Here is a 3,125-nt window from a genome sequence, read left to right as displayed (position 1 = left end):
GGCTGGGGGGTCTGCGCGACGCGCTCCTGCGGGGCAGGTGCCGTGGTGCGGGTCACCTGCGGCGCCCGGCGCTCGTCCCGGCGGCCGCGCAGGGCACCCCACGCGAGCGCGACCAGGGCGAGCAGGGCCAGCGGGACCGCCCAGCCGGCGATGCTCTTCTTCTTCTCCGGCGGGCGGTTGTAGGTCGTCCGGGGCGTCGTCTCGCGCACGGTGTGGGCCTCGCGCACGGGCGCCGTCTCACGGACCGGCGTCACGGTCTCGCGGTGGGGTTCGATGACCTCCGCGACCGCGTGGCGAGTGCCGCCAAAGCCCAGGATGCCGCCCAGGCCCGCGGGCAGCGCGGCGGCGATGTTGTTGCGCTGGCCGTTGAGCAGCTGCATCAGCCCGGAGGAGCCCATGCGCTGGTCGCGCACCTGCTTGCCCAGGACGCCCATCAGCATGGGGGCGGCCAGGGACAACAGCCGCGTCGCCGAGCCGGCGTTGCGCATCCCCCCGAAGCGCGTGAGTCCTTCGGTGACGGCGCCCAGCTTGTTGCCGAAGATGCCGCTCAGCATCCCCTTCCCGCTCTCCTCCTCATCAAGGAGCCCCTCGCCGACGCCGCCAGCGCGTGGGGGCGCGTCCGGTCCGGTGTAGCCGCCCTCGTTGAGCTTCGTCAGCAGGCGGTGCGCACCGGCCTCGTTTCCGCCCTGGTCCACGACGCCCGCGGCCACGGAGGCGATGGCGCCCGGCAGCGCCTTGGTGGTGGCCTGCGGATCCTCGCCCAGCGAAGCGCTGATCTTCTGGAGCAATCCCTTCTGCATGAACTGTGAGCCGACTGCTTCGATCAGATTGAACGCCATGTGATGCCTCCCGGTTGGGTTCCGCACCGGGATGGCCGGTGCGCGAAGCCACCTCCCCACCGGACCGCGCGGGGCTGAGGGCTCTGGTGCAATCGATACGGAGCACGACGGCTGCGGGTAAGCCCTTGCGGTGCGGCCGGAGGAGAGCCCCTGGAGGGCCGTCACCTTCGCGGACGACTGCGAACTCGAGGGCCATCGCGGCCCTCGCGTTCACTTGTCCCGAGGCTTCTCCAGGAGGGCGCGCGGGAAGTAACGCGCGAGCAACTGCTCCGCGGTCCAGCCCTGCCGTGCGAGCAGGGCCGCGCCGGCCTGACAGAGGCCGACGCCGTGACCATGACCCTGTCCTTCGAGGAGTGCCTGGTCACCGCCAAGCGTCATCGAGAACCGCGCGCTGCGGATCCGATCCCAACCGGCACGTGCTCCGAGCGCGCGGAAGAACGCGTCACCGCTGCCATCGCGTCCCGAAGCGCGGTCCACGACGCGCACCACCGCGCCGCTGGAGTCCCGGTCCAGCAGCAAATCCTCCGCCTGCGCGGGGCCTCCGACCGCGACCGACGCGGCGGCCGTCACCAGCGCGCGAGGCACGACGGCGCGCCACGGCGACGCGGGGCAACGGTCAGGCACGGCGGCGGCGCCCGTGAGGTCCGGGGCACCGAACACGGCCACGGGCTCGGCCGTGTGTCCGCCGCAGCTTGCGTGGAATGGAGCGAGGGCCACGGCGCCGCCGGGAAGGCGCAGCACGACGCCCTCCGTGGAGCGGGTGGCATCGCGGGCGCGGCGCAGGTGGCGGGCGAAGCCCTCGCCGCGAAGGACCTGGCAGTGGGCGAGGTCGCAGGCCCGGGCCTCGTCGTGCCGATTGCCGGAAGCGAGCACGTAGCTGCGCGCGGTGATGGCCTGTGCGCGGAGCGCCTCGAAGGGAGTGTCGACCTCGGTCTCGCTCGCGGTGACGGCGGCGACGTAGGCCTCCAGCGCGAAGGTGGCGACGACGATCAGCTCACCCTCACGGGCCTCCAGCGAAAGCGCGGCCTCATAGCGCCGGTCCAGGCCCCGGCCCCGGACATGCCAGCGGCCCGCGTCGAGCCGCAGGGCGTGAGGCTGGGGGTGGCCATCAACGACGAGCGAGCTTCCCGACGCCACGACCTCCAGCGAGCGCGGACCGTCCAGCCGCAGGCGCGCGGGCCGGTGCTTGGAGAGGATGCGAACGTCGATTTGGGTATCGGCCACGGGATTGCGCGCACGGGCTGGGGAGCTGGCCGGTGGCGAAGACCGCGCGGGCCGTGGAGTGGAGCGGACACGCGTCTCCGTCGCTGGCGACAGCGCGCCCGTGCTCTCGGCACCAGGCGCCGTGCCCGCCACCAGCGCGGCGATGAGCACGGCCACGCCCGCCGCGTTCATCGGACCCGGAACCGCGTCACCGCCAGCGGCTCGGAGCCACCGGGCGCCCAGAGCTCCAACCGGCGCTCTCCCGCCACCGCGGGCAGCCTCGTCACGAAGGGCGGACGCAGCTCGATGCGGCGGCCGTCGTCCGTGCGCAGCTCCAGCAGCTTCGCCCCTTGCGGCGCCATCACCCGCACGGGCACGGCCTGCGCGCTCTCGGGCAGCTCGGGCTCCACCAGGAACTCATCCCCGTTCGCGGGCAGGATGAAGCCGGGCTGCATCCCCGGTCCGCCCTCGGCGCTCACCGACGTGGAGGCCAGTCCTTCCGCCTGTGCCCAGGCGAGATACGCCGGGCCCACGTCCAGCGAGCCGTCGCCCCGGTGCATGGTGCACGTGTGGCGCGGCGCCGTGCCCGGCAGGTAGACCTCCTTCATCGCTCCGGGACAGTTCGGGCCCGCACGCTCGCCGGACAGCGGGCAGATCTCCGCGGCGTCGAAGTGGCTCCGGTCCACCAGCGGCGCGGCGCGCAGGCCCCTCATCGCCAGCGCCATCACCCGCGCGAACACCGGGCCCGCGCCCGTGATGCCGGACACCCCGCGCATCGGCGTGCCATCGAAGTTGCCCACCCAGACCGCCACCGTGCGCTCGCGCGTGAAGCCCGCCGCCCAGTTGTCCACGTGCGCGCGGCTCGTCCCCGTCTTCGCCGCCACCCGGAACGGCAGCCGCAACGCATTGTCCAGGCCGAAGGCCGGTGCCCGCGCGGCCTCGTCCGCCAGCACGTCCGTGAGCAGCTCCACCGGCCGCGCCGCCAGGAAGCGGTGCTCCTCCAGCTCCTGCGGAATCCGCAGCGGTCTGCCATCCGGCCCGAACGCCGCGCGCACCTCCCTCAACGGCCCCACCACCCCACCC

At 73.7% G+C, this 3,125-nt stretch carries 2 protein-coding genes and 1 pseudogene; all 3 read right to left on the bottom strand.

Going from position 1 to position 3,125, the window contains the following annotated elements; translation table 11 throughout:
- Positions 1 to 839 (bottom strand): DUF937 domain-containing protein (locus tag D7W82_RS39035; RefSeq protein ID WP_120623101.1); only part of this gene is annotated, 839 nt, incomplete at its 3' end.
- A 210-nt stretch (positions 840 to 1,049) separates the two neighbouring features.
- Positions 1,050 to 2,234, bottom strand: coding sequence for a SpoIID/LytB domain-containing protein (locus D7W82_RS39030; RefSeq protein WP_120623100.1), 1,185 nt, complete (start codon positions 2,232 to 2,234; stop codon positions 1,050 to 1,052).
- A pseudogene (locus D7W82_RS39025) lies at positions 2,231 to 3,125 on the bottom strand (penicillin-binding protein 1C); the annotation flags it as partial. The pseudogene D7W82_RS39025 and the gene D7W82_RS39030, both read right to left, overlap by 4 nt.

The organism is Corallococcus sp. CA049B (assembly GCF_003611685.1).
GTDB lineage: Bacteria > Myxococcota > Myxococcia > Myxococcales > Myxococcaceae > Corallococcus > Corallococcus coralloides.
Note: the sequence above shows the minus strand (reverse complement) of the source record. Positions and strands in the feature narration are given on the sequence as shown.